Genomic DNA, 25,214 nt, shown 5'->3' with positions numbered 1-25,214 from the left:
GCTCGTGGGCCGGGTCAGACCGCGGCCGGCACCTCGTCCAGCGGCGAGGGCTCGGCCGGCGGCTGCTGCTCGGCCGCCGCGGGCTCGGCTGCCGGGCGCCGGGTGTGCGGGATGAAGAGCGCGCAGACGCCGCCGAAGACCACCACGCCGACCCCGACCCAGACCGCCGGGTGCAGTCCGCGGGCGAAGTCGGCCGCGCTCGCGGCGCTGCCGTGCGCCAGGAAGACGCTGCTCAGCACGGCGATGCCGAGCGCGCCGCCGATCTCGCGCACCGTGGTGTTGGCGCCGGACGCCTTGCCGCGGTGCTCGGCCCCGACCGCGCCGAGCACCACCGAGGCGGTCGGCGCGATCGCGAAGCCCATCCCGGCGCCGGCCAGGATCATCGCGCCGACCAGGTGCGAGTACGGCGTGTCCGCGCCGGCCACCAGGTCGATCCAGGCGAGTCCGCCGGCCTGCAGGAAGAGCCCGAGCGCCATCAGCCGCCCGCCGCCGACCCGGTCGGTGATCGCGCCGGCCACCGGCGCGATGAACATCGGCATCAGCGTCCAGGACAGCGTCAGCACGCCGGCCTGGAGCGGCGAGCGCGGCGGCGCGATCTGCAGGTACTGGGAGAGGAAGAAGATCGAGCCGAAGACCCCGAAGTACATCGAGGCGGAGACGATGTTGGTGAGCGTGAACGCGCGGATCCGGTAGAAGCCGAGCGGCAGCAGCGGGTGCTCGACCCGGCGCTCCCAGAGCACGAACGCCACCAGCAGCACCGCGCCGGCCGTGAACGCGCCGACGATCCGGCCGTCCGTCCAGCCGTCGGAGCTGCCGTTGACGATGCCCCAGACCACCGCGAGCAGCCCGGCCGCGGCCAGCAGCATGCCGACCAGGTCCAGCGCGACCCGCTCGCCCTTGCTCTCCCGCAGCACCTTGAAGATCAGCGGGATCGCGATGATGCCGACCGGCACGTTGATCCAGAAGATCCACTGCCAGGCCAGGCCGTCCACGACCGCGCCGCCGACCACCGGGCCGAGCGCGATGGCCAGGCCGCTGACCGCACCCCAGAGGCCGAGCGAGAGGCTGCGCAGCCGCTCGGGGACGGCCTGCGAGAGCAGCGTGAGCGAGAGCGGCATGACCGCCGCCGCGCCGAAGCCCTGCACGGTGCGGGCCGCGATCAGCTCGCCGCTGGTGGTCGCCAGGCCGCAGGAGATCGAGGCCAGCGTGAAGATCGCGATGCCGATCGCGAAGACCTTGCGGCGGCCGAACCGGTCACCGAGGGCCGCGCCGATCAGCAGCAGGCAGGAGAAGCTGAGCACGTAGGCGTTGACGAACCACTGGAGGTCGGTGGTGTTCGCCTTCAGGTCGATCGCCAGCGTGTGCAGCGCGGTGGAGACGACCAGGTTGTCCAGCGCGACCATGAACATCGGCAGGCTGCAGGCGACGATCGAGAGCCAGAGCGGCACTGTGGGGCGGTCCTGGGTGGACATGACGGTTCCCTCCCTGGGGAACTTCGGTTCTGCTCGGAAAGGCTGGAAGGAAGTCGGAAGGAAGCTGGAAGGACAGGGCGGCGGTCAGCCCTGGGCCGCGTCGGCGCGCTGCTGCTCGGCGAGCCGGCGCTGCGCGTCGGGCCAGCGGATCGGGAGCTCCTCGACCGGGACCTCCCAGAACGTGAAGACGGACTCCCGCATGGTCGGGCGCAGCGAGGTCATCACGGACTTGTGCGGCTCGGTCTTGGCGTAGGTGTAGAGCTGCTCGCGGGTCTCCCAGGCGGAGAGCGTCCAGAAGGTCCGCTTGAGCGGCTGGGCGATCAGGGAGGCACCGAGAGCGCCCGGAGCGCTCTTCACCTGCCGCCAGGCGGCCAGCGACTTCAGGAAGAAGCGGGGCACGTCCCGGAACGAGCGGACCTCCAGCCGCGAGGCCATGACGAGCGCCCGGGTCTGCGGGCGGGGCGGGTTGGGGGTGGTCCAGGGCAGGGTGGGCATGATGCCTCCTCGGCGGATAGTGGCACCTGACACTATCCATTATGCCGGATGGCGGCAGGCTTCAAACGGCTTCGGCACGACCGGTTTCAAGCCGATCGGTTTCAGGCCGGTCGGCTTCGGCCGGTGTTCGACCGGGGATCAGCCGGCGTCGCGGCCGAGCTCGCGCAGCAGCTGCTCGGCGGCCTCCTGGCCGGACGAGAACGCGGCCTCGTGCGAGCCGATCTGGTCGTGGTAGAGCCGCTTGGAGTGGAAGTAGGAGCCGCAGAGCTTGACCCTGGTCCCCTCGTTGACCCGGTAGATGGTCTGCTGGAGGTTGCGCAGGTCCATGTCGATCACCGGGTGCTCGTACCGCAGTTCGCGGATCACCAGCTCTTCGCGCAGCGGCAGCGGGCAGTCCAGCGTGACGAAGTAGTCCCGCTCGGACTCGAAGCCGTGCAGCCGGTTCATGTAGTAGGCGACGTAGGGGCGGATCTCGCCGGCGACGGTGACCTTGCCGTAGTTCCAGTTGTCCCAGCGGGAGCGGTCGGCGGGCATCGCGCTCGCGTCGGTGTGCAGCACTGCGGTCGAGGCGTTGTACCGGATCCGGGAGAGCGTGCTGCGCTGCAGGTCGGTGGGCTCGACGAGGATGTCGCGCGCCTGGTCGCCGTGCACCGCGACCACCGCGTAGTCGAACTGCTCGCTGCCGGCCGCGGTCCGCACCGTCACGCCGTACGGCCGCTCGGTGATCGCGGTGACCGGCTCGGCCCGCCGCACCTTGGGGTCGATCGCGGCAACGGCCTTGCGGACGTACGAGATCGAGCCGCCGACCACGGTCTGCCAGTCGACCTGCCGGCCGCCGAGGCCGCCCTCGTCGTGCGCCATGAAGAAGGCGATCACGGTGGTCGCGGGCATCTCCCAGATCAGCTCGGCGGGCACCGACCAGACCGCGGTGCAGAGCAGGATCACGTAGCCGTGGCGGAACTCCTGGCTGTAGCCGCCGCGGTCGAGGTACTCGCCGAGCGGCAGGTCGGTGCGCTTGCGCAGGAAGTCCCGGCGGCCCTCGGTGTGGAACCGGCGGGCCTCGCGCCAGAGGGTGCGGAACTGCGCCGAGTAGCGGGTCGCCACCTCCTCCTCGGCCAGGGCCATCTCGGCCGTGCCGTACTGGAGTCCGTTGTCCAGGTCGAAGAAGTTGAAGCCGCCCTCGTGCCGACGGGTGGCCACCCCGAGCTCGTCGAGGAACTTCCCGAAGTTCGGGTAGCTCGGACGGTTCATCACCACGAAGGCGGTGTCGATGCCGAGGGTGCGGCCCGCGTCCTCGACCTCGATCGTGTTGGCGTGGCCGCCGAGCCGGTCGTCCTTCTCGAACAGCGTGATCTCGGCGTGCTCGCGCAGGCGGTAGGCGGCGGACAGGCCGGCCACGCCGGCACCGACGACGGCGACCCGGGGCTGCTGGTTGGTGGGCATCGGAAAATCCCTTTGGTCGAAGGTTCGAGGATGCGGGGGTACCGAGGGTTCAGAGGTACGTGGTGTGCAGGTGTCCGCCGGCGCCGTTCTCGACGGCTGTGGCGAGCACGAAACCCGGTGCGGGGCTGAGCAGTTCGAACTTCCACCCGGCGTTGCGGGCGGGCGGCTCGGCCGGATCCTGCAGCCGGATCTCGGCGTGCGGACGGAGCGGGGCGTCGGCCGGCGGGTGGAACGAGAAGCCGGCCAGACTGCGCCGCAGGCCGGTGCCGAGAGCCTTGAGATAGGCCTCCTTGAGCACCCAGTACGACGCCAACTTAGCGGAACGCGTGGCCGGTTCGGAGGATTCCAGATCCGCCCGCTCCGGTTCGGCGAGCAGTCGCGGCAGGTGGCGCAGCGCGTCGGGACCGGCCGGGGTGCGCTCGACGTCCACCCCGCAGCTGGCGTCGCGGCTGACCAGACAGACGATCAGGCCCTCGGTGTGCGAGAGGTTGAAGCGCAGTCCGTCGGCGCCGGGGCCGGGCTCCGGGCGGCCGCCCTCGGCCGTCCGGAACCGCCAGGCGGTCAGCGGCCGGCCGGAGCGGGCGCTCAGGGCGTACCGGGAGAGCACCCGGGCGCCCAGGTGGCGGCGGCGGGCCGCCGGCGAGCGCAGCCGGTCCAGCCGGCCGCGCTCCTCGGCGGTGAGCAGCTCCGGGCCGCCGTGCCGGGCCGCGAAGCGGTCCACGGCCTGCTCGGGGAGCAGCCACAGGTGGCAGTCGGAGGTCACGGCCGGCTCGCCTCGGGGAGGTAGCCGCCGAGGCCGACCAGCTGGCCCAGCCACTGGGTCATGGTGCTGCGCAGCTCCGCACAGCAGGCGGGGCAGAGCTTGAGGTCCTGGTCGAGCCGGTCGGCGGGGACGGCTCGCCGGCAGTGCGGGCATGCGGTGCGGGTCCGGGTGGCGCTGGTTCGGGTGCGGGTACGGGTGGTGCTGGTTCGGGCGGTTTGCTGCGCCATGGGGAGCTCCTGATCCGGTCGGCCGTGCGGCGGTCAGCTGTCGGCGGCGCTGAGCCCGCCGCGCTCGGCGAGCTGGAACTGCCAGGCGGAGAAGAGCCGGTCCGCCGAGTAGAGGTGCCGCAGCACCCGCATCACCTCGTCCACCACCCGGGCGTCGGTGACCGCCTGGTGCGGGTACCACTGCCGGCGCAGCCGCTCCAGCTGGAGCAGCAGCAGCGCCGCGTTGGGTTGGGCTTCGGCTGCGGACGGGCCCGGGTGAACGTCACCGTGCAGGTGGCCGTGCAGGCAGGCGGCGACCGCGTGCAGCAGGCAGTACTGCTTCGCCAGGTCGAATAGCTCGGCCGACTGGCCGTACTCCCGGCCGAGTTCGGCGCGCAGTTCGGTGCAGCGCGCGCCGAGCGGCCCGGCCTGGCCGAGCAGCTCGGCGGCGACCTCGGCGGCCCGGTGCAGCCAGTCGCCCTGCTCCCCCGTCGCCGCGGTGGCCCGCTCGCGCAGCGCGCGCAGTGCGGCGGGCGCGGCGAGCAGCGCGTCGTCCCGGCCGCGGCTGTAGAGCTCCTGGTCCCACGGCCGGTAGAGCGGCAGCGGGCGGTCCGGACCGTAGAGCGTGCGCACGTTCTCCCCGGCCGCCTCGGCCGCGGCCGGCGGCGGGGCGGCGGCCGCACTGAGCAGACCGTCCAGCTGGAGTGCCAGGTTCTTCAGGTTGACCACCGTGTTGCCGTCGGCGAAGTTCGCCACCGGCAGGTCGCGGAGCATCTTCTGGTGAATGCCGTAGTGCTCGGTGGCGCGCAGGTAGAACCGGGCGCCGAGCACGATGTTCAGCTGGGACATGGTGCGTTCCAGCAGCGTGGGGACGAAGTACTTGGCCACCGAGGACCAGACGCTGGCCTGCTCGGGCAGCAGCTGCAGGCTGCGCACGGCCCCCAGGCTGACCGCGTCGGCGATCGTCAGGTCGGCGAAGCACTCCACCAGCTGGCGCTTCGAGTAGGGCATCTCGCTGACCGTGCGGCCGAAGATCACCCGCCGTTCGGTGAAGTCCAGGGTGATCCGCAGCGCGGTGTCCACTGCCGAGAGCGCGATCGAGCCGATCAGCGTGCGGGCCACCTGGGAGGTCTTCAGTGCGATCTCCAGGCCGGCGCCCTCGGCGCCGATCAGCGCGCTGTCCGGCACGAAGACCCGGTCCAGCCGGATCCCGCTCATGTCGAGCGCGCGCAGGCCGTGCAACCGCTCGTTCGGCAGCTCCTCGACGGCGCCGGCCGGGGTGCGGCGCTTCTCCAGCAGGAAGATCGAGTAGCCGGCCGGGCCACCCTTGGCGCCGGTCCTGGCGAAGACGGTCAGGCCGTCGGCCACCCGGGCGTTGCCGATCAGCCACTTCTCGCCGGTCAGCAGCCAGCCGCCCTCGACCTTTTCGGCGCTCAGCTCGTTGCTCAGCACGTCGCTGCCGTGGTTGCGCTCGGACAGGCCCCAGGCGTAGCGGCTGCCGCGCTTCATCGCGTCGGCCAGGTACTGCTTCTGCTCCTCGGTGCCGGCGATCCAGGCGGGCATGAAGGCCAGGCTGGTGATGATCAGCGCGGTCGCGGTGGTCGGGTCACGGCGGGCGATCAGCCGCAGCAGGTTGAAGCCGGTCTCCACGTCCCCGGCCCGGCCACCCTGCGCCTCGGGGATGTTGTACTCGTGCACGCCCCAGCGCTGGAGCAGGTTGACGAACGTGTACGGGTACTCCTCGCGCTCGTCGTGCTCCAGGATCCCGGCGAACGGCATCCGGCTGGCGGGGTCGTGCGGATCGCCGAGGTACGCCTCCAACTCGGCGGCGAGCTTGGTGAGTTCTTGGTACGGCATGGTGACTCCGAAGTGAAGGGGCCGGACCGGCCCTAAGCCGAGCACCTGGCGAGCGGGACGGGCAGGGCACTGAAGAGCCGGTGGTCCTCGTGCAGTGCGAGCAGCAGGTCCAGCGCGGGCGCCGCCGGCTCGGCCGCGCGCCGGGGCGTGCTGCCCTCGGCGCGGGCCAGCAGGTAGCCGAGGCAGGCGCCGAGCCAGCCGGCCTGTCCCGGCTTGGCGCCGTGCAGCGGCAGGTGGCGGTTGGCCCACCAGAGCCGCAGGCAGCTCGCGGCGGCGTGCAGCCAGGCGAACTTCTCGGCCAGATCGACGAGTTCGATGCCGGGCCGGGCCTCGGCAACCTCGGCCGGCAGCTGCCGGAGCTCGGCACGCAGCCGCTGCACCAGCGCGGCCACGGCGGGCGCGCCGGCCCCGGCCAGCTCGCGGACGGCGAGCTCGGCGGTGTCCGCCAGACTGCCTGTGACCAGCCCGTCGGTGACGAGGTCCCGGCCGCGTGCGTTCAGGTCGAGCCGAGCCGGGTCGAACGGCGGCAGCGGCTCGTCCAGCGCGAATGCGGTCCGCAGTGCGTCCTGGCCGGCCGCCGCCCCGCTCCCCAATCCTGCGGCGATCGCCGGCAGTTGGCCGCTGAACGAACGCAGGTTGGCGAGTGTGCTGGTGTCCACCACCCGGACCAGCGCGGCATCCCGCTGGAGTTTCTGGAAGAGCCCGCCACCCGGCCCCTCGCCGCGCAGCACCGAGCGGGTGGCCAGCGTGGCGGCGCAACGGGCGAGCAGGTCCTCGACCGTCTCGGCGACCACGTGCTTGGCCGCGCAGCCCCAGACGCTGAACTGCTCGGGCGCCACGTGGATCCCGCGCGCGGCCGCCAGCGCGACCGCGTCGGCGGCCAGCAGAGCCGCCGAGGCGATCGCCAACTCGCGGCGCTGGTATGGGGTTTCCAGCAGCACCTGACGGCCGGTGCGGCGCTCGGCGGCGAAGTCCAGGGTGAGCCGCAGCGCGGTGTCGGCGCAGCCGAGGCTGCCCGCGGTGCTCATCACCCGGACCACCTGCTGCGCCTTGACCGCGACCTCCAGCGCCTCGCCCGGCTTGCCGACCAGATCGCCCGCCGCCACCGGCAGTTGGCTGAAGGCCGGGTGCGCGAAGTCGATCCCGCGCATGCCGGAGGTGCGCACCGGCGCGCCGCGGTCCAGCCCGGGACCGGCCGTCGCGAGGTCGAGCAGCACCGCGGAGAACGCCCCGGGGCCGCGCATGGGGGTCCCCCCGGCCGAAGGCCGGGGGACGCTCCGGGCCACCAGGTAGAGCGCCTCGCAGCGCCGGCCGAGCCCGACCATCCACTTGCGGCCGCTGAGCCGGAGCCCGGCCGCGGTCTCCTCCAGCCGCACCGCGTTGGCCAGCAGGTCGCTGCCGTGCTCCGCCTCGGAGAGCGCGAAGCCGATCGCGCCGCCGCCGCGCAGCAGTTCGGCCGCCCTGGCCTGCTGCTCCGCCGAGCCGTGCAGCCGCAGGCAGGTCGCCGCGGTGATGCTGAACATGGTGGCCGGCATCGCGTTGAGGTCCCGCCGGGCGGCTGCCCGGACCAGCATCAGGCTCCGGTCGAAGGACTCGAAGCTGCCGCCCCACTCGGCCGGCAGGTAGTCGAGGTGGAACCCCGCCTCGCGCAGCACCGCCGCCAACTCGGCCGGGAACTCGTCGCGTTCGTCGCGCCGGGCGGCGGCGGCGAAGCCGTACGGGTTGGCCGGGTCGTCGGCGTCGCCGAGCTTGAGCTCCAGCTCGGCGGCCTTCCTGACCAGTTCGTCCATCACCGCGTCGAAGGTCACGGTCCTGAATGTCCCGCTCCTGGATGTCACGCTCCTGAATGTCACAGCGCACCTGCCAGGCTGCCCAGCGAGGTCTCCAGCGGGACCGGCCGGTAGTCCGCCGCAGCGGCCGGGATCTGCACGCCGGCCGTGCGCAGCGCCGCGAGCCGGGTGTGGAAGGCCGCGCCGCGCATCAGGTGGTGCGCAACCTCGGCCACCCGCCGGTTGCCGGGCGCCTTGAGGTAGCTGGCCGTCACCCAGTCGTTGAAGCTGCCCATCGCCGGCCCGCACCAGATCTGGTAGTCCAGCGTGCGGTCCGGGTCACCGGTGGTGGACCAGCGCGAGCTCATCCCCAGGTACCAGCGGAAGACCAGCGCCATCCGCCGCTTGGGGCTGTCCACCGCGCGGGCCAGCTGCTCGGGGTCGCGGCGCTCGAAGTAGCCGACGCACTCGCGCCAGACGTCCTCCAGCGGGCGGCGGAAGAGCTGCGTCTCCAGCCGGACCCGGTCCGTCTCGGGGATCGCCTCCAGCCCGTCGTAGGTCTGGTACAGCTCGTAGAGCCGCTTGGCCCGCATCGGGAAGAGCGTGCCCTTCTTCAGCACCTGGAGCTCGACGCCGAGCTCGAACATGTCGGCGGCCGGCGCCATCTCGCAGTCCGCGATGCCCGCCTCGGCGAGCAGCGCCTTGGTCGCTTTGGACGCGCCGGACTCCACGCAGGCCTGGTTGACCGAGCCGGTCACCACGTACGCGGCGCCCATCGCGAACGCCGCCGAGATCGCCACCGGGCTGCCCAGCCCACCGGCCGCGCCGACCCGGATCGGGGTCGGGTAGCGGTGCTCGCGCTGCACCGAGTCGCGCAGCCGCAGGATGCTCGGCAGCAGCGCGGGCAGCGGCCGGCGGTCGGTGTGGCCGCCGGAGTCCGCCTCCACCGTGATGTCGTCGGCCATCGGCACGTACTTGGCCAGCTCGGCCTGGGCGGGCGTGATCAGGCCCTGGGTGAGCAGCGAGCCGACCAGCGCGGCCGGGGCCGGGCGCATGAACCGCTCGGCGGTCTCGGTCCGGGAGATCTTGGCGATCACCCGGTGCTCGGCTACCGGCCGGCCGTTCGCGTCCTGGCGCAGGCCGGCCAGCCGGTAACGGACGATGTGCGGGCTGAGCGCCATGAACGCCGAGGCCTCCACGCAGCGCACGCCATAGCGCAGGAAGAGCTCGACGGCCTCGCGCTCCAGCCGCTCCTCGCTCGGGCTGTGGATCAGGTTGACGGCGAACGGCAGGCCCGGGATCTCGGCCGCGAACCGGGCCAGTGCCTTCTCGATGCTCTCCGGCAGCAGCCCGGCCGCGCCGAACGAGGCCAGGAAGCCCTCCCGGGCGAGCGCGATCACCAGGTCGGCGGAGGCGATCCCGCCGGCCATCGCGCCGGCGACGTACGGCTGGCGCACGCCGTGCGCGGTGAGGAAGGCCGAGGAGCCGAGCCGGTGCGGCGGCAGCGGGGCGACCGCGGCGAGCAGCGGCAGGCCGTCGGGCCCGGCGGTGCCGGCGGGCACGGCCCGGCCGCCGGACGCCGCGCCGAGTCCGCGCGGGGTGCTGACGATGAAGCAGGGCCGCTCCAGGTCGGCCAGGGCCTGGTAGACGCCGGCCGGGTCGGTGCTCGGGTACGCGGTCCCCTGCCAGTGCAGTGGCGTGGGCGGGTGGCTCATGGGGGAAGTCGTCTCCTCAGGCGGCGGTGCGGCGGTCATTGGGCGCGGACCTCGATGGCCACGTCGGTCAGTTCGTAGATCCGCAGGCCCGGCTTCCACAGGTCGGCGTCCGCGATCAGCAGGATCCGGCCGGCCTCGCGGCGGACCTCCTTGATGTGCACGTCGAAGCGCAACTCGCGGTCCTCGCGCAGGATCTGGCCGCGGTACTTCCAGGCCGTCTCGACGTCGGTGGCGAGCGCGAAGCGCGGGTTCGCCAGGTCTGCGGCGAGGCCCTGGTCCAGCACGTACAGGCGCAGCGCCTGGAGCACCGCCTCCACCCCGAGCGAGCCGGGCATCACCGGGTCGCGGTGGAAGTGGCAGTCGAAGTACCACTCGTCCGGCCGGACTTCGCGCTGCCCGTGCAGGTAGCCCTTGCCGTACCGGCCGCCGTCGGCCACCAGATCGACCCGGTCCACCAGGTGGAAGTGCCCGCCCGGCAGGTGCAGGGCGCCGCCGGTCGGGTCGCTGAACTGCGGTGCGTCGGAGGGAAGTTCGATCCGTCGGACGCCGGCGGGCCGGTGCTCCTCCAGCCAGGGCGCGACGTACCGCCCGGCGTCCAGACCGGCCTGGTTGGCCAGCGCGGCCTCGCTGAAGTAGCCGAACAGCGACTCGCCGCGGTAGAACACCTCGCCGTCGGCGGAGAGTTCGTAGCTGAAGTTCTGCAGCACCGCGCCGGAGACCGCGCTGGTCATCAGCAGCCTGGAGTGGTGCCTGATGGTCTTGCCGCGCAGGTCGAGGTCCTTGACCAGGGTGGCCCGGCCGTCCAGGTTGCGGATCGCGTACTCGGTCTTCGGCTGCTTGAGCGTCGCGCCGAGGTAGTAGCCGAGCAGGATCGCCGCCTGCAGCGAACTCTCCATGTACACCGCGTTCGGCATGTGCGGGTGGCTGTTCTGCCGGTAGTACCAGGCGTCGGCCGGCGAGTCGTACTCGGTGACCATCTCCGAGCCGGGGTCGAGGTCGCCGCGGGTGCCCTTGAGCGACATGATCCGATCGACGAACTGGAAGTCCCCGTTGGGGATGTACGGCGCGCGGGAGTTCGCGTAGACGTCGAACTCCGGGCCCATCGCGGTGCCCAGGTCGCCCTTGGCGGCGTGCGCCAGGTGCAGCTCGTTGATCATCGCCGGCTCGCCGGAGCGGTTGCGCCGCCCCAGGAACGCGGGGACGCCGCCGAGTTCGGGCCGGTACGGGGTGCCCTCCTTCTCCCGGATCTGGATGCCGAAGTTGCGCATCCGGATCACCGGCTTGTCGCCGAGGTAGACCAGCACGTCCGCGATCACCGAGGGGCGCGGCAGCATGGTCAGCTCCATCACCTCGATCTCGTAGCGGATCTCGCGGTGCGCCGGGGTGATCTGGCCGCGCACCTGCACCTCGGTCTGCAGGCCGATGATGGTCTGGAACCGCGCGTCGGGCAGCACCAGGTGCATGCCCTGGTGCAGCAGGTACGTCTGCAGCGCCTGCACCGCGCCCTCGGCCACCAGCGAGCCCGCCAGCACCGGATCGTCCGGGAAGTGGCACTCGAAGTACCAGGCGTTCGGGTCGAGTCGCTTGGTCGCGCTGATCGCGCCGAGGCCGCGCGGGCCGCCGGTGCGGTCGATGGTGAGCTCGTCGACCATCCGCAGCCGGGCGTCCGGCAGTCGCAGCGCCGGGTTGAGGCCGGCGTCCTGGGCGTGCTCGGGGCCGAAGACCTGGCCGGGGCGGCCCTGCGCGAGCAGCTCCAGGTCGGCGACGGTCAGCCGGTTCTTCTCGGTGCGGGCCAGCGGCTTGAACCAGCCCTTGGTCAGCGCCGCGCGGGCCGCCCGCTCCTTCTCGGTGATCACCACGCCGAGCGGGGTGTCCAGTTCGGCCTGGCTGAAGAACCCGGCCGAGGCGTCCTTCAGCTCCAGGATCAACTCGCCGTCCGCGTAGCAGAGGTAGCTGAAGAAGAAGAGCGTGGTGTCGCCCTGGGTGACGAAACGGTTGATCGAGATGTCGTAGCGCAGCGTCTGGCCGGCCCGCGGCAGGTCGCCGTGGAAGACCAGCGTGCTGTCCAGCAGCCGGTAGACCCGCTCGCCCTTGTTGCGGAAGTCGATGCCGAGGTAGCTGATCAGCAGCAGGTCGCACTGACCGGCCTCGATCGCGACGGCCGGCGGCACGCCGTCATCGACGGTGTACCAGGCGTCCTCGGGCACGTCGTACTCGGTGCGGATGAAGGACGGCTGGTAGACGCCGGTCTCGGCGCGCAGCCCGGTGACCCGGGTGACGAAGTGGTACGGCGGGGCGGGCAGCCGCACCCGCTTGGCGTAGCCGTCGATCTCGGCGAAGGCCGGGCCGAACACCTTGGCCAGCGAACCGGTGGCGAACTCCAGCAGGTCGGCCTGGTTCCACAGCACGCCGGGGGCCTGCGGCTCGGCGGCGAGCGCGAGGGGCTCGGGGGCGGGGAGCAGGATGCCGGTGAGCGGCTCCTCGACGGCGGGCTGGGCAGGCCGGCCGGACGGGCCGGACGGGCTGAGCAGCGCCTCGGTGCGGGCGAGCGTGTGCTCCTGGAGGACGCGCTGCGTCTCCATCACCACGGAGTGGGTGCTCATCAGCTGCTCGCGCAGTTCGCGCACCAGGGCCTGGGCAGTCGTGGCGGGCGCGGGCGCGGACCGGGTGGCCGGCGTGGCCGGGGTGACCGGCGCAGCTGCGACGGCCGGCACGGCGGAGGCGGTCGGGACCGGATCGGCCCACGGGACGAAGGCGATCGGCTCACCGTCGAAGGAGATGGCGTCCGGATCGGCGAGGACGGGGTCGGCGGGCATCGGGACGTGCTCCTCCAACGGAAGGTGCGCGGACGGGGGCGGGGAAGGGACGGGAGACGGCGATGGGACGGGGGAAGGCGGGACGGGCAGGGCGGCAGGCGGGCCGGGCGGCAGCGCTCCCCCACCGGCGCCGACCAGCACGGGCCGCGGCGCCGCGGCGAGCACCGCGCTCGCGCCGGCCGCGATCCGGGCCGGGATCGAGGGACCGCCGCCGACCGGGACCCGCAGCCGCGCCGCGTGCCCGGCCGCCACCGGTGCCGGCCCGAGCAGACCGGTCAGGTCCACCGGCAGCCCGTGCGCGACCAGCCGGGACACCAGCTGCGCCACCGCGCGCACCGCCGGCACCCCCCGGCGGTCCACCGAGACCGCGACGTGCGCCGCCTCGCCGAGCGTCTCGCGCACCCAGCGGGTGCAGGTGGCGCTCGGGCCGACCTCGATGAAGTAGCGGAAGCCCTGGTCATAGGCGGTGCGCACCAGGCGCGGGAAGTCGATGGTGCTGCGCAGCGTGTGCGCGATCCGGGCGGCCAGTTGCTGCTGGTCGAAGGCCGGGATCCGCTGGTAGTCGTAGGCGCTGAAGAGCTCCAGGCCGCCGGTGGAGCCGACCGGGTGGTCGTTCAGCCCGGCCAGGCCGGCCAGCTCGCCGTCCACCACCGGGCAGTGCATCACCGCGTTGACCGGCGAGCGGGCCGCCGGGCAGCCCAGTTCCTCGATCAGCGCGCGGCACTGCGCCGGATCGCCGGCCACCACCAGCTCGCCGGGCGTGTTGACGTGGGTCAGGAAGACCCGGTCGTAGCGCCGCGCCAGCGCCGCCCGGACCGTGTCCGCGTCGGTGAGCAGCACGTGGCTCGCCCAGACCGCCGCGTCCGCGGTCTGCTCCGGCAGGCCCCAGAGCTCGCGCACCGTGCGGCGCGGGCCGGTCAGCCGGTGCCGGAACAGCGGGGTGGCGCTGATCCGGTCGTCCCGGCGGGCACCGCGCTGCCAGCCGCCGGTGGCGAAGAGCATGCTGCTCTCGCCCAGGCTGTAGCCGAACGCGCCGTCCGCCCGGACCCCGAGGATCTCCCGGACCAGGTCGGTGTGCAGGATCGCGAAGGTGGTGCCGGTGGCCAGCATGAACGGCAGGTCCTCGGCGAGCCGCTCCTCCAGCGCCATCAGCTCGCGCCGGCCGGGCGTGGTCCGGGTGCGCGGGTAGAGGCTCGCGGCGCGGAACGTGCGGTCCGGCGTGGCCACTTCGGCCTCGAACCGCTCCAGCAGGCCGGGGAAGGCCCGGAACAGGTCGCGGCCCAGGCCCGGGTAGGAGTTCACCGCGCCGGGGAAGACCAGCGCGACCTTGCCGTCCGGCCCGATCGGGCGGGCCGCGAAGAAGCTGCCCGCCGGGGTCGCCCAGTCCTCACCCTTGGCCAGTGCCTGCGGCAGATCCCTGGCCGCGAGCTCGAGTTGGCGCCCCAGCTCGACGCCGTCCCGGCCGACCAGCACGACCCGGACGCCGCCGGGCCGCAGCCCGGACGCCGACTCACGCGCCAGCTGGTACGGGTCGGCGCCACCGGCCAGCAGCTCGCGCTGCCGGTCGAGTTCGGCGAGCAGACCGGCCCCCTCGGCCGCGCTGAGCGCGAGCAGCACCGGACCGCCCGCGCGCTGCCAGCCGCGCTCCTCGATCGAGCCGCTGGTCCGCTCGGCGGAGAGCACCAGGTGCCCGTGCGCTCCGCCGGCGCCGAGGAAGGAGACCGCGGCGTGGCGCCGGCCGTCCCGCTCGGCGCGCAGCCACGGGCGGGAGGCGTCGGGCAGGTAGGCACCGGCGGCGGCGAGCCGTTCGTCGGCCGCGGCGGACGGGCGCTGCCAGCCGGGCACGCCCGGCAGGTAGCCGTGGTGCAGCGCGAAGACCGCGCGCAGCAGGCCGGCCATCGCGGCCGCGCCCTGGGTGTCGCCGATCTGCGCCTTGGCGCTGCCGAGCGCGAACTCGCTGCGCCCGGCCGGGTAGACGGCGGCCAGCGCGGCGAGTTCGGCGGCGTCCTGGGCCTCGGTGCCACCCGCGTGCGCCTCCAGGTAGCCGATCGCCGAGGCCTCGATCCGGGCCTCGGCCAGCGCGGCCGCGGCGGCCGCGGCGAGCGCCTCGGCGTCGGCCTCCGGCAGCTCGCCATCGACCGGGGTGGCGTGCCGGACGGCGACGGCGTCCAGCCGGGCGTACGCCCGGCGGGACCCCTCGCCCGTGCGGGTGAGCAGCACCGCGCCCGCCCCCTCGCCGATCCGCCAGCCGTGGCCGCCGTCGCCGAAGGTCAGACCGGCGCCGGCGACCGGCGCGCCGGCCCCCTCGGCGCCGACCCGCAGCAGCAGGCGCTCAGGCGAGCCGGCCAGGTCCACCGCGCCGACCAGGACCGCCTCGATGCTCGGGTCGAGCAGCAGCAGCCGGGCGGTCTCCAGGCCCTGCGCGGTGCCGGCGCCCTCGGCCGAGATGGTGAATGACGGGCCGGTGAAGTTCCACAGCGAGGAGATCCGGCTCGCCATGATGTTGCCGATGTAGCTGAGCACCTCGTTCGCGACGATCGGCTCGTGCACGCCCGCCCGGGACAGCTCGGTGAGCTGCTCCCGCTGGTGCTCGGTCAGTTCGACCCCCGCGGCGGCGAACTGCTCGCGCAGCCGGGCGCCGAGGCCGTACCGGGCCAGGTGCAGGTGGGCGCTGGGCTCGATCTCCATCGCGACCACGACGGCCACCCGGCGGGCGGCTGGCGCGGACTGCCCGGGCGCCGGCGCGCGGCTGAAGCCGGCATCGGCGAGCGCCTCGTCGGCGACCTTGGAGATCAGCGCGTGCTGGAGGTTGTAGTTGCGCAGGTCGGCGGGCGGGATCCGGTAGTCCACCGGGTCCAGCGCGACGGTGTCCACGAACGCGCCGGGCGGCAGCTGCTCCCGGGTCAGGCCGGCGGCGGCCAGCGTGCCACCGCCGGTCTCCTCCAGGCCGCGCCAGCGCCGCTCGGGCAGCGGGCCGAACGCGTCGGTGCCGTCGTGCACGGCGCGCTCGAAGGCGGCCGCGCCGTCGAAGGAGCCGAAGTGCGCGCCGACGCCGGTGATGTCGAGCACGAGCGGCGCGGCGGGCCCGGACGGCGCGGCGGGACCGGACGGCGCTGCGGCGCTCGCGCGGTCGGTCAGCACCACGTGCGCGTTGGTGCCGCCGAAGCCGAACGCGGAGACTGCGGCCCGGCGCTCGCCCGGCTCGCCCGAATCGCCCAACCTGGCAGGCCACGGCCGGAGTTCGCGGACCAGCGTGTCGGCCGCCTCGATCGGCTCGGCGACCCCGATGGTCGGCGGCAGCTCGCCGTGGCGCATCGCCAGGATCACCTTGAGCATGCTGCTCACCCCGGCCACCGTCAGCAGGTGGCCGAGGTTGCCCTTGACCGAACCGAGCAGCGGCGGCTCGCCGTGCGCGCCGAAGAAGGCGGCCACCGAGGCGGCCTCGGTGCTGTCGCCGATCGGCGTGCCGGTCGCGTGGCACTCCAGGTAGTCGATCTCGGCCGGCTTGCCGTCGGCCTCGGCGTACGCACGTTCGTACGCCTGCTGCTGGCCGGCGCCGCTGGGCACCAGCAGGTGGCGCCCGGCACCGTCGTTGCTCAGGCCGATGCCGTCGATCACCGCGTGGATCACGTCGCCGTCGCGCTGCGCGTCGGCCAGGCGCCGGATCGCGAACATGCCCGCGCCCTGGCCGGTCAGGATGCCGCCGGAGCGGGCGTCGAAGGGCTGGCTGAAACCGCTCTCGGGGTAGGCGTGCAGGTCGGAGAAGGAGAGGTGGATCAGCGTCGGGTCCGGCGCGCAGACGCCGCCGGCCAGCATCAGGTCGGCCTGACCGGTGGCCAGGTGGTCACAGGCGAGCTTGAGCGCGTAGAGCGCCGAGGAGCAGGCCGCGTCCAGCGCGTAGCGCGGACCGCCGAGGCCGAGCGCGGCGGCGGCGATCCGGGCGGGGGCGCCGCTGACACTGGCGTCCAGCGGCTCCACCGGAGCACCCGCCGCACCGGCTGCCCCGGCCGCACTGCCAGCACCGGCCGTGGGCAGCCGCAGGCCGGCCCGGCGCAGGCCCTCGTGCACCGCCTGGTCCACCAGCGGCAGGCTGATCCGGGCCGAACCCGGCGTCGGGAACGAGTAGTTGCCGAGCACCAGGCCGGTGCGGGCGAGCAGCTCGGCGCGCTCGGCGAAGCCGCCGTCGCGCAGTGCCTCGCGGGCCACGTGCAGCGACCAGTGGAAGACCGGGTCGAGGCCGGCCAGCCGGTCCTGGCGCAGCCGGTAACCGGTCGGGTCGAAGGTGAAGTCGCGGACGAAACCGCCCTTGGTGCAGTAGATCCGGTGCTGCGGGTCGGCGTCGGGCTCGCCGGCCGGTCCGAAGACCTCGGGGCCGCCCTCGGTCCGGCTGTCGGTGCCGGAGCGCAGGTTGCGCCAGAACGCGTCCGGGTCCGCAGCGCCCGGGAAGAGGCAGGAGAGGCCGACGATGGCGTACTTGGGCATGGGAGTTCTGTCCCTCCAGGGGTTCGGCCGGTCCGGTCCGGGAGCGCACGGCAGCCGGACCGGACCGATCGATACGGTCGTCAGCCGACGACGAACTTGGCGGCCAGCTGCGGGGTGGAGACGAGGCTGACACCGGTCAGCCGGGCCAGCACCCGGCCACCCCGGCCGACAGCGGTGACCGTCACGCTCGCCGAGCTCCCACTGCGCCGATCTCCGTTGGCGGCAGCCGGCTCGACCACCACGAGGAACGGCTCGCCGTCCGGCAGCGGCTGGTGGAACTCCGCCCGGGCCACCGAGAGCGGCAGGCTCGCGGTCTCCTTGAAGAGCCGCATCCAGACCAGGCCGGCTTGCAGCAACAGGTCGGCGGTGCCGGGCGCGTAGAGCTTGCCGCCCCAGGCGCCGCCGGCCGGCCGGTGCTCGGCCAGCGCGCACTCCAGCACCAGGCGGGACGGGTCCTCGGCCAGCACCCGGCGCACCCCCTGCAGGGAGGCGCGGTGGAAGAGCGTGCCGTCGGTGTAGAAGCCGCTCGCGTCCCGGCCGCCGCCCTGGCCCGGGGTCGGCAGCCCGCCGGCCACCGGGTGGTTGAGCTCCGAGGCCGGGTCGGCGCCGAGCACCACGCCGGCCGCGTAGTGCGGGCGCACCGCGCCGTCCGCGCCGGTCGAGCGGATCACGACCTCGGTGGTGGTCCCGTCGCCGGCCGGGGTGGCGGCCAGCTGGAGCCGGGCCGGCGCGGTGGCGTCGAAGACGACGCCCTTGTGCACCGCGAAGTCCCGCACCTGACGGACCGTGCCTCCGCTCAGCCGCTCGACCGCGCCGATCGCCCAGCCGAGCGCCAGCGCCGCCGGCAGCACCGGGGCGTCGCCGATCACGTGGTCGGTGACGATCGGCTCCTGCGCGACCTCGGCCAACTCCCGCTCCAGCACGGCCGGCCGGCTCGGCGCCGACTGCTCGCGCACCGACAGCGGGGTGGTCGGGCCGAGCACGGTGACCACGTCGCCGCCGCGCTCGGGGGCGAACTGGCCGGTGAAGAGCGCCGCGCCGGCGTCCTGCGGGATCAGCGTGATACCGCGCTCCCGGAACACCGCCTTGATCTGCGGCGAGACCATCCCGCTGTCCCAGGCGCCCCAGTTGAGCGAGGAGACCCGGGCCTGCGGGTGGCGGCGCTTGAACGAGGCGGCCCAGGCGTTGAGCACCTCGTTCGCCATCGCGTAGTCCGACTGGCCCTGGTTGCCGAAGAACCCGGCGACCGAGGAGAAGAGCAGCACGTGCCGCAGCTGGTCGGCCGGCAGCGCGTCCAGCACCGAGCGCAGGCCGCCGAGCTTGGCGGCGAAGACCCGGTCGATCTCGGAGGCCCGCTTCTGCGCGATCAGCGCGTCGGCCAGCACCCCGGCCCCGTGCACCACGCCGGTGACGCGCCGGGCGTACGGCGCGAGCGCGGCGGCGGTGGCGGCGGCGTCGGTGATGTCGCAGGCCAGGTACTCGGCCTCGCTGCCGGCCGCCTTCAGCTCGGCCAGCGTCCGGCGCACCTCGCGCTCGCCGGCCACGGCCTGGTAGAGCTGCTCGACCCGCTTCGGGGTCGGCTTCTCCCCCGCCGCCTTGAGCGCGGCCACGGCAGCGGCCTTCAGCTCGGCCTCGGCGGTGATGCCGTGCGCCCAGTCCGGCTCGGTGCCGAGCGCGGTGCGGCCGAGCAGCAGCAGGCCGGGGCGGTGGGCGGCGGCCAGGTCCACCACGCAGCGGGCGGTGATGCCGCGCGCTCCGCCGGTGACCACCAGCAGGTCGGCCGGGGTCGGCGCGGGGGCCGCGCTGTTCGAGGCGCTCGGGGTGATCTGGGTGATCGGGCCGCTCTGGCCGACCGCCAGCGGGTGCTCGCCGAGCGTCAGCGCGAGCCGACGGGCGCCGTCCCTGCCGTCCCGGCCGATCTGGACGGGCGTCGCGCAGGCGTCCCGCGCCTCGGCGAGGACCAGCCGGGCGGCCTGCGCCGGGGCCAGCTCGGGCGACAGGTCGAGGGCCCGGCAGAACAGCTCGGGCGCCTCCACCGCCAGCGTCTTGACCAGGCCGCCGTAGCCGCCGGCCGGAACCAGCTCCTCGGCGACGCCGCGCAGCCCGAAGGCCCCGTCGAGGCTGGTCACCGTCAGGAAGCCGGCCCGACCGGCGGTGGTCGCCCTGGTCAGCGGCTCGACCAGGTGCTTGGCCAGCAGCAGGGCGTGGCCGAGCCGGCGCACGCCCTCGGCCCAGTCCAGGTCGCGGCGGGTGCCGAAGGCCACCGCCAGCGCGACCGGCGAGCCCGCGGCCGGGGAGCCCAGGAACCGCTCGGCGCACTCGGCCAGCTCGGTGACGCCCCAGCCGGTGAGCGGGAAGTCCTCGACGCCGTCGATCACCCGGGTGACCGTGGGCAGCCGGAGCACCCGGACGGTCCAGCCGGTGGCGCGCAGCTGCTCGGCGACCAGCGGGGTGAGCTCGCCGCCGTCGTCCAGCAGCAGCGCGGCGGACCCGGCCGGGTACGCGGCCACCAGCTGGTCGGGGTGCGGGAGCTCGACCAGCGCGGCCTGGGCCCGGCCGATCTGCGCGGGCCGGGCGGCGGGAGCAGGCGCAGCGGGAGCGGGAGCGGCGCTGGGCGCGGGAACGGGAACCGCCTCGGCAGGCGCTGCGGCGACCGCAGCCGGACCGCCGGTCATGAACTCGACGATCTGACCGAGCGTCCGCAACTCACCCAACTGCTCAGGACCCATCTGCACATCACTCGGGAACCGCTCCGAAAGCACACCCAGGATCTCGACCCGCTTGATCGAGTCGATCCCCAGATCCGCCTCCACATCCATCCCCAGCTCAAGCATCTCCACCGGATAGCCCGTCTTCTGGGCCACCACAGCCAGCAACGCCTCAGCCACCTCACCCGCCGACACACCGACCGAGGCGGGCGCATCGACCGAAGCCGGCGCCTCGGCGGCCACCCCGGCCATGAACTCCACGATCTGACCGAGCGTCCGCAACTCACCCAACTGCTCAGGACCCACCTGCACATCACTCGGGAACCGCTCCGAAAGCACACCCAGGATCTCGACCCGCTTGATCGAGTCGATCCCCAGATCCGCCTCCACATCCATCCCCAGCTCAAGCATCTCCACCGGGTAACCCGTCTTCTGGGCCACCACGGCCAACAGCGCCTCAGCCACCTCACCCGCCGAGACACCGGCCGGGGAGGCAGGGGTCGGCGGCACGGGCTGCTCGACCGGCGCGGGCTGCGGCGCGGCGACCGCCACCGCAGCGGGCATCGGAGCGGGCAACGGCGCAGGCATCACGGCGGGCACCGCGGCCGGCCCCTGAACCGGAGCAGCCGCAGGAACGGGACCGGCAGGGGCAGCAGCACCCGCGCCAGCACCCGCACCGGGCACCAGCTCCATCGCCGCCAGGTCGCGCAGGATCTCGTTCGCCCGCAGGTGGGTCCGCCCGATCGCCAGGCCGTGCTCCTTGACCGCAGCGACCCCGGCCAGCACATCGTCCACCCGGCCCTGGCCGGCCGCGTTCTCCAGCAGCCCGGCGAGCCGCTGGGCGCTCTGCAACTGCCCGTTGAGGTAGTCGTCGTGCAGGGCCAGGTGGTCGGCGATCAGCTCGGCCATCCGGTCGTCGGTGCGGGGTTCGTGGTCCACGGACGCGCCCTCCTGGGCGTTGGAGTACGGGACGGCCTGGGCAGCGACCGGGAGCAGCGCAGGAGCCACCGGTCCGGCCTCGACGGCAGCGGGGATATCGGGGGAAACGGGGCCATCGGGGAGAACGGGCACAGCGGAGAGAACGGAAGCAGCGGCAGCCGCCGGCAGCGCGACCCGGTAGCCGTTCTCCAGCGCCTCCCGGTAGGCCGCCTTTCGCGGCTCGGAGACGTAGTTGATGCCGTTCAGCGCAACCGTCATGCCCTTGCTCGGCTGCTCCACCACCGGCTCCGCGACGTACCGGTCACTGGTCTGCAACGGCAGCCCCAGCATCGCGAGTTGGGCGACGGCTCGCTTCATCGCAAGGTCGGCGTCGGCACCCGGGCCGCCGTCCAGCTGGACGGCGTGGTGCGGCCGGTCGCCGAGGATCCGGCGGACCAGCCTGGTCAGCACGCCCTGCGGCCCGAACTCGACGAAGGTCCGGTGCCCGGCGGCGTACATCTGCTCGACCCGCTCGGCAAAGTGCACCGGGTTGACCAGCTGCTCGGCGAGCACCGCACGGTTCACCGCGAGGTCCGAACCATACGTCGCACCAGGCGTGTTGGCGTACACCGCAGCCTTCGGCGCGGCCACCTCGACCAGCTCCACGGCCGCCCGGAACCGGTCCAGCGCGTGCGCCACGAACGGCGTGTGGAAGGCCGCCGAGACCGGCAGCCGGCTGATCCGGACGCCCTCGGGCGCCGCGGCGACCAGCCGCTGCACCGCCTCGGTCGCGCCGCCGACCACGATCTGGTCCGCAGCATTGCGGTTGCAGACCGTCAACTCCGGGTAGCCGAGCAGCAGTTCGGCAACCACCCCATCGTCGGCGGAGATCGCGGCCATCGCACCCGCATCGAAGCCGGGATCGGCCGGCGGCGCCATCGCCGAGCCACGCGCCCGGGCGAGCGCGAAGAAGGCGTCGTCGGCCAGCGCACCGGCGGCCCAGAGCGCGGTCAACTCACCGAAACTGTGGCCGAGGTGGCCGTCGGCGGTGAAGCCCAGCTCGCTCAGGTAGCGGAACTGGCCGACGGCCAGCGCGCCGATCGCGGGCTGCGCGTGCTCGGTGCGGCGCAGCTCCTCCTCCTGCGCGGCCCGCCCGGCCGCGTCGAAGGCCGGCGGCGGGAAGGCGGCCCGGCCCAGCGCCCCGGTGCCGGGGAACTGCCGGTTGGCCTCGTCGAAAGCCGCGCGCAGCGGCGGCAGCGCGAGCACCGCGCGGTGCCCGAGGTTGACGTACTGGCTGCCCTGACCGGCGAAGAGCGCGCCGACCAGCCCGGTGTCGGCCGCCCGGCGGCGGTACCAGACGCCCTTCGGGTGCGCCCAGTCGGCCGCCTCGGGCTGCGCCCGCAGCTGCTCGACGGCGAGCGCGCGCAGCTGCGCCGCCTCCTCGTCGCCCCGGGCCGCGAGCGCCACCCTGGCGTGCCCGGCCGGCACCGGCCCCTCGGTGGCCGGCGCACCGGAGTCGAGCAGCGCCGACAGCGCGGCGGCGTCCGGCGCGTGCCACAGGTGCACCCGGGCGACCGGGAAGAGCACCCGCAGGTCCTCGCCCTCGCCGTGCTCCGCCAGCACGAAGTGGAAGTTGGTGCCGCCGAAGCCGAAGGACGAGATCGCCGCCCGGCGCTCGGGCCGCTCCGGGTGCTTGATCCACGGCCGGCTCTCGGTGTTGACGTAGAACGGGCCGGTCTCGAAGTCGATCGCCGGGTTCGGCTCGTCGACGTTGATGGTGGGCGGCAGCAGCTTGTGGTGCAGCGCGAGCGCGAGCTTGATCATGCCGGCCGCGCCGGCCGCCGCCTTGGTGTGCCCGATCTGCGACTTCACGCTGCCGACGGCCGCGAACCGCCGCTCCCCGGTGCTCTCGCCGACCACAGCGGCGAGCGCGGCGAGCTCGGTCGCGTCGCCGACCGCGGTGCCGGTGCCGTGCGCCTCGAAGAGCTCGACGCCGGCCGGCGAGCAGTCGGCGTCCTCGTACGCGCGGCGCAGCGCGACCATCTGGCCCTCCTTGCGCGGGGCGTAGATGGACTTGAACCGCCCGTCGCTGGAGGTGCCGATGCCGCGGATCACCGCGTAGATCTCGTTGCCGTCCCGCTCGGCGTCGGCGAGCCGGCGCAGCGCCAGCATCCCGATGCCCTCACCGATCAGCGTGCCGTCCGCGTCCTTGTCGAACGGGCGGATCCGGCCGACCTTCGAGAAGGCCGGGGTCTTGCTGAAGCAGAGGTACATGAAGATGGTGTTCTCGGCGTCGCAGCCGCCGGCCAGCATCGTGTCGGCCCGGCCCTCCAGCAGCTCGCTGACCGCGGCCTTGGTCGCCGCGAGCGAGCTGGCGCAGGCCGCGTCGATCGTCATGTTGGTGCCGCCGAGGTCCAGCCGGTTGGCGATCCGGCCGGCCACCACGTTGCCGAGCATGCCGGGGAAGGAGTTCTCCTCCCAGGGCGCGAAGGCCAGCTTGAACTTCTCGGCGATCTCCTCGGCGTCCCGCTCGGAGAGCCCGCAGCTGCGCACCACCTCCTTGAGCACCGGCGTCTGCAGGCGCGCCGAGAGCGGCTGGGTCAGCTGGTTGGCGCCGGTGATCCCGAGCACCACGCCGGTCCGCTCGGGGCGGTACCAACTCCCCTGCGCGCCCGCGTCCTTGAGCACGTCGCGGGCGACCACCAGGCTGAGCAGCTGGAGCACGTCGGTGACTTCGAGGGTGGTCGGCGGCAGGCCGAACTCCATCGGGTTGAACGGGACCTGCGGGATGAAGCCGCCGCGCCTGGCGTAGGTCTTGTCCGGCGCGGACGGGTCCGGGTCGTAGTGCTCGGCGACGTCCCAGTGCGTGCTCGGGACGTCCTCGATGCAGTCGGCCGCGGCCACCACGTTGCCCCAGAACTCCCGCAGGTCACGGGACTTGGGATACAGGGCGGAGAGGCCGACGATGGCGATCGGGTTGCGCGCGAGCCGTCTGTCCAGCTCGCGGTCGTACGTGGCATCGTGCGTGGAATCGTGCGTCGGGTCGTCGTCGGGGGACGGGGGCTTGAGGGATTCGTTCACGGCAGGGCTCCTGCGTCAGCGGCACTCGGCCGGGTGGACCAGGCGCGCGATCATGGCCGCGGCGTCGGGTCGGATGAGCATCGTGTAGTGGTCGCCCGGGCTCTGGTGGAGTTCGAGACCGCGCGGTGCGAGCGGCTCCCAGCCGAGCGTGCGGTCGCCAGGCAGCAGGCCGCGCTCGGCGGTGACCAGCACCAGCGGCACGCTGGCGGGCACCGGGCGGTAGGGCGCGGTCAGCCGGTTGTTGCGCAGCAGGCCGTCGACGTACGTGTCGTAGAGCTTGCGCAGTCCCGGCAGCGGGGTGTCGGCCGGCAGCGCCCCGCTCGCCACCGCCGCGTCCAGCACCAGCAGCAGCCCGTCCTCGGTGCCGCTGCCGGCCAGCCGGGCCGGGTCCGGCAGCACCGGACGGCCCCGCTTGGCACCCAGGTACATCGCGAACCAGCCCAGCAGCAAAGCGGGTTGGAGCGCATCATCGGGCTGCTGGTACTCCGCGACGGGAGCGATGCTGTCCAGCAGCACCAGCCTGGCCGGGCGCTCCACGACGGGCTGCCGCTCGACCATCGCCTGCGCCACCACCCCGCCGAACGACCAGCCGGCCAGCGTGTACGGACCGCCGTCCCACTCCTCGGCGAGCACCGTGAGCAGCCGGCCGGCCAGCGCCTCGACGGTGGTCTCGGCCCGGCCACCGGTGAGCGCGGCCTCCCAGTAGTCGGGCAGTCCGGACAGGTCGAGGACGGTGAGCCCGACGCCCTCCGGCAGCGCGGCCGCCAGCGTGTGGTGCACGGCGGCGGCCAGCGCACCGGGGTGCACCAGGTGGACCGTGCCCTGCCCGGGCCGCGCGGCCCGCAGCCGGTGCACGGCCGCCGGGCCCGGATTACGCCGCATGGCTGCCCTCGGCTCGGGCAGTGGACTCCTCCGCGATGTACGCGGCGAGGTCCTTGATCGTCGGGTGGTACCAGAGCGTGGTGGTGCCCAGCTCGAAGCCGAGCCAGCTCTCCATCTCGCCGGCCAGGATGAGGGCCTCGGTGGAATCGAGGTCCAGTTCGTCGAAGTACTGCTCCGGCGCGACCTCGCTCTGCGGCACCCCGAGACGATGGGCGATCTTCTCGATCAGCCACTGCTGGGCCTCGGCCGCTGACACTACGGACACGGGACGGTCCTTCCCGATCATCGGCCCTGTGCGGGCCGGCTGGAATAGTCCTGTGAAGCTTGGATTTTCGGTGCGATATACCGGCCGTCGGAATGCGTACGTTCCACGGATCAGGGCATCGCGAAGCCGTTTCCGGGCACGACGACGGCACGGCCGAACAGGGCCCGGAAATTGGGACAAGAGGGAGGGGAATGAACTGGAATGAACGGAGCCGGGCCCTTGGGTGCGCCGGTCCGGGCGCCGCACGGCCCGGTACCGCTCACCCGGTGGAGGTCCGGGAGGCGAGCTGTCTCGCTTCTGGGGCAGGACCGTACGCGAGCCCGAACAGACTGCGCAAGCATC

The 25,214-nt window shown here is 73.7% G+C and carries 12 protein-coding genes; all 12 read right to left on the bottom strand.

Annotation, left to right across the window (positions count from 1 at the left end; translation table 11 throughout):
• Positions 1–14: 14 nt before the first annotated feature.
• Positions 15–1,472 (bottom strand): MFS transporter, encoded by a 1,458-nt coding sequence (locus AC060L_RS15985; RefSeq protein ID WP_483799407.1) that lies wholly within the window; start codon positions 1,470–1,472, stop codon positions 15–17.
• An 84-nt stretch (positions 1,473–1,556) separates the two neighbouring features.
• Entirely contained in the window at positions 1,557–1,967 is a 411-nt protein-coding gene (locus AC060L_RS15980; RefSeq protein WP_483799406.1) for a DUF3291 domain-containing protein, read from the bottom strand.
• 138 nt (positions 1,968–2,105) lie between these two features.
• A complete protein-coding gene (locus AC060L_RS15975) occupies positions 2,106–3,410 on the bottom strand; it encodes an NAD(P)/FAD-dependent oxidoreductase (protein WP_483799405.1) in 1,305 nt (434 codons plus the stop codon).
• A gap of 49 nt (positions 3,411–3,459) precedes the next feature.
• Positions 3,460–4,173 (bottom strand): 4'-phosphopantetheinyl transferase family protein, encoded by a 714-nt coding sequence (locus AC060L_RS15970; RefSeq protein WP_483799404.1) that lies wholly within the window; start codon positions 4,171–4,173, stop codon positions 3,460–3,462.
• Positions 4,170–4,400, bottom strand: coding sequence for a hypothetical protein (locus AC060L_RS15965; RefSeq protein WP_483799403.1), 231 nt, complete (start codon positions 4,398–4,400; stop codon positions 4,170–4,172). Before AC060L_RS15965 ends, AC060L_RS15970 begins: the two co-directional genes overlap by 4 nt.
• A gap of 33 nt (positions 4,401–4,433) precedes the next feature.
• Positions 4,434–6,236: an acyl-CoA dehydrogenase family protein gene (locus tag AC060L_RS15960; RefSeq protein ID WP_483799402.1), complete on the bottom strand. Its 1,803-nt coding sequence runs from the start codon at positions 6,234–6,236 to the stop codon at positions 4,434–4,436.
• 32 nt (positions 6,237–6,268) lie between these two features.
• The gene (locus AC060L_RS15955) at positions 6,269–8,044 is read right to left on the bottom strand and encodes an acyl-CoA dehydrogenase family protein (RefSeq protein WP_483799401.1); all 1,776 of its coding nucleotides are present in this window, start codon (positions 8,042–8,044) and stop codon (positions 6,269–6,271) included.
• 41 nt (positions 8,045–8,085) lie between these two features.
• The gene (locus AC060L_RS15950; protein ID WP_483799400.1) at positions 8,086–9,720 is read right to left on the bottom strand and encodes a PfaD family polyunsaturated fatty acid/polyketide biosynthesis protein; all 1,635 of its coding nucleotides are present in this window, start codon (positions 9,718–9,720) and stop codon (positions 8,086–8,088) included.
• A 35-nt stretch (positions 9,721–9,755) separates the two neighbouring features.
• Positions 9,756–17,018: a beta-ketoacyl synthase N-terminal-like domain-containing protein gene (locus tag AC060L_RS15945; protein ID WP_483799399.1), complete on the bottom strand. Its 7,263-nt coding sequence runs from the start codon at positions 17,016–17,018 to the stop codon at positions 9,756–9,758.
• 80 nt (positions 17,019–17,098) lie between these two features.
• Positions 17,099–23,725 carry an SDR family NAD(P)-dependent oxidoreductase gene (locus AC060L_RS15940; protein ID WP_483799398.1) on the bottom strand — a complete coding sequence of 2,209 codons (6,627 nt, stop codon included), beginning with the start codon at positions 23,723–23,725 and terminating at the stop codon, positions 17,099–17,101.
• Positions 23,726–23,740: 15 nt separating this feature from the next.
• Entirely contained in the window at positions 23,741–24,607 is an 867-nt protein-coding gene (locus tag AC060L_RS15935) for a thioesterase domain-containing protein (RefSeq protein ID WP_483799397.1), read from the bottom strand.
• Positions 24,597–24,872: an acyl carrier protein gene (locus AC060L_RS15930; protein WP_483799396.1), complete on the bottom strand. Its 276-nt coding sequence runs from the start codon at positions 24,870–24,872 to the stop codon at positions 24,597–24,599. Before AC060L_RS15930 ends, AC060L_RS15935 begins: the two co-directional genes overlap by 11 nt.
• Positions 24,873–25,214 lie beyond the last annotated feature (342 nt).

The sequence above is a fragment of the Kitasatospora sp. NEAU-69 genome (assembly GCF_057158765.1).
The sequence above is the reverse complement of the archived record's forward strand: the minus strand, read 5'-3'. Positions and strand labels throughout refer to the sequence as shown.